At 51.4% G+C, this 2,307-nt stretch carries 3 protein-coding genes and 1 pseudogene; all 4 read right to left on the minus strand.

The window, feature by feature from the left end:
* Positions 1 to 122: 122 nt before the first annotated feature.
* Positions 123 to 482 (minus strand): annotated as a pseudogene (locus tag Q0101_RS10575) (sulfatase-like hydrolase/transferase); the annotation flags it as partial.
* A gap of 16 nt (positions 483 to 498) precedes the next feature.
* The gene (locus tag Q0101_RS10580; RefSeq protein ID WP_297945387.1) at positions 499 to 735 is read right to left on the minus strand and encodes a hypothetical protein; all 237 of its coding nucleotides are present in this window, start codon (positions 733 to 735) and stop codon (positions 499 to 501) included.
* 1 nt (position 736) lies between these two features.
* Positions 737 to 1,573 carry a sulfatase-like hydrolase/transferase gene (locus tag Q0101_RS10585; RefSeq protein ID WP_297945390.1) on the minus strand — a complete coding sequence of 279 codons (837 nt, stop codon included), beginning with the start codon at positions 1,571 to 1,573 and terminating at the stop codon, positions 737 to 739.
* Entirely contained in the window at positions 1,524 to 1,868 is a 345-nt protein-coding gene (locus Q0101_RS10590) for a hypothetical protein (protein ID WP_291936246.1), read from the minus strand. The genes Q0101_RS10585 and Q0101_RS10590 overlap by 50 nt, the downstream gene beginning before the upstream one ends.
* Between the last annotated feature and the right edge of the window lie 439 nt (positions 1,869 to 2,307).

Below are 2,307 nucleotides of genomic sequence, written 5' to 3' on the forward strand. Positions count from 1 at the left end.
AAAATACGGGCGTTAAATTTGACGCTCGCGGCAAAATCAAGTGCAGCTTCGAGCCGGCCCGATCGTAGACGGCATCGGAAGCAATACGGCGCGTAAAGCCTTAAATTTCGGCGCGGAGCCGTTTACCGCCCGTATCCTCCCCTACCTTTTAAATTTTCGTCGTAATCCACCCCGTTCGTCATTCGCCTGCGCGAAGCGTCAAATTCATCGCGCAGCGGGCTTTTGCGCACGTTAAACTGCAGCGGCTCTATGCCTAAAATATCGGCGAGCACGTGAGCCAGATCGTCGCTCATAAAAGGCTCGTCCTTCGCCGCGCCTATGCGCCGCCAAAGCTCCGCATGATCGGCGATAAAGCTTTTTGAAGCGATGAAAAGCAGCGGAATTTCGTAGGTGAATCGGGTATTGATGTTGTGCCCGATGAGGCCGTTTTGCTCATAGATATTCTCTCCGTGATCGCTGAGATAGACGATGAGGCTGTCCTCATCCGATGAATTGCATTCACCACGTAGTCGTTATACAGCACGCTGTTATCGCAGCACGCGAGGGTGACCTTTTGCTTTTGCGTAAACGGTAAGGCGATATCGTCGCTTTTAAATTATCAAATTCCTCGGGATAGCGTTTTTTATAGTCCATATGATTTCCCATGAGATGCACGACGTAGAAATTTCGCTCGCGCTGCGATTTTTTCGCCTCTTTGATGATCGGCAGCAGCGCGCCGTCGTGCGCGACTCGCATGCTATCGAGCTGATCGCTTGTGGAAAGAAAGATGCTTTTTTTCGGCGCGATCGGCGGCACTTTTTGCGCTAAGGGCAAATTTGCCGAAGGCTTCTTGATTGCTGATCCACATCGTGCGAAAGCCGCTCAGCGCGAACATATCGATAATGCTAAGGCTCTCAAACCACGGCCTTTCGCGCTCGCTTTCGTAGTCGCTGAAATTAAGTATCCGCATCAGCGCGGGATTGGTCGCGCCGTAGCACGAAACAGTATCGCTAAATTTAATAAGCAGCCCCCGCCGCTGCAGATCGTTTAGCAAAGGCGTCGTATCTTTGCCGTATCCGTAAAGCGACATATGGCCGCGCTGCAGGCTCTCGTCGATAATCAGCACGACGTTTTTAATCTGCGTTGCGTTAAAATCAAGCGCGGAATTCGCCCGCTTCGCCTCGTCGTAGCCACGCTCGATGCTTTGCAGATCGGCAAGGAAATTTGCATCGCCGAGATAATCTTTTACGACGAACGCGAACTCAAGCGGAGCGTATGTGCCGAGCGTCGCGCGATAACGCTCGCCACCGCTTGCGATTTTGGTCGCCGTAAAAATGCAAAAAATGACCACACAAATCGGATAGATCACGCTAAATGCGGCTCGCAGCCTCGCGCTGCACGAGCTTTTTTTAAACTTCAGCGCGACAAACGTCGCGGTCGCGAATGCGAGCAAAGAGCAGATCACGCCCGCGCTGAGAAATTGCGCGGCGAATTCCTTACTTTCGTTCGCGTCGGTGTGGATTATCGCATCGAGCGCGACGACGTTAAAAGCGGAGTCGAAAAAAAACGACCAAAAAGAGCGAGATAGCCGCACAAAGCGTATTGATCGCTAGCACAAACAGAGCGGCAAGCCCGAAAAATCTTCTAAAAACGACGAAGCAGAGATGAAAGATGAGCAAATTTATGATCAAAATGCAGCAAAAATCCTCAAAGATCCGCGAAAATATGCGATCTTCCACGCCGTAAAAGTAATACGCCCGCGCCGCGCAAACGATCAAATTAAGCGCGACGACGAGCCAAAATACACCCACCGCGCCGCATAGGCCGAAATAAAATTTCGGCGCGGGCGCAAGCAGAGCCCTCGCTTTATCAAGTAGTAGTTGAACCATTTTTGCTCTTTATTTTTAAATTTACATCTGCCGCATCGCCGGAACCGCTGCGGCGCAGTCTCGCATCCACAAATTGTGCCGCGCTTCAAGTCGGCTCACGCCAACGCAATGAAAACAGGCGGTAAATTTTACGCTTACAAATTGTGCCGCGCCGAAATCTCTACCGCGAAATTGAGCGCGTCTGTTTTTGCGCCGCGATCGGCGAATTTTTGCGCGACACGATGCCGCAAGGCAAATTTTACCTGCCGAAATTTGAATGCGGCGAAATTGATGCGACATTTTCTGTTGCGAAATTTGCCGCACGGCGCGCTTCCTAAACGGCAAAATTCCGTGCCGTGCCGCGTATCAAAAATACGACGCGATTGAGCGCATAAATTTAAATCCGCAAGACGCCGCACCAAAAACAACTGCCGCGCGCAAATCCCACGCACAGACGCAC

It is taken from the genome of uncultured Campylobacter sp. (assembly GCF_937921625.1).
Classification (GTDB): domain Bacteria; phylum Campylobacterota; class Campylobacteria; order Campylobacterales; family Campylobacteraceae; genus Campylobacter_B.

Bases quoted from the DNA above. Each gene is read 5' to 3' on its own strand.
- Q0101_RS10590 (WP_291936246.1), bottom strand. From the start codon at position 1,868: ATGGTTCAACTACTACTTGATAAAGCGAGGGCTCTGCTTGCGCCCGCG.
- Q0101_RS10580 (WP_297945387.1), bottom strand. From the start codon at position 735: ATGCGAGTCGCGCACGACGGCGCGCTGCTGCCGATCATCAAAGAGGCG.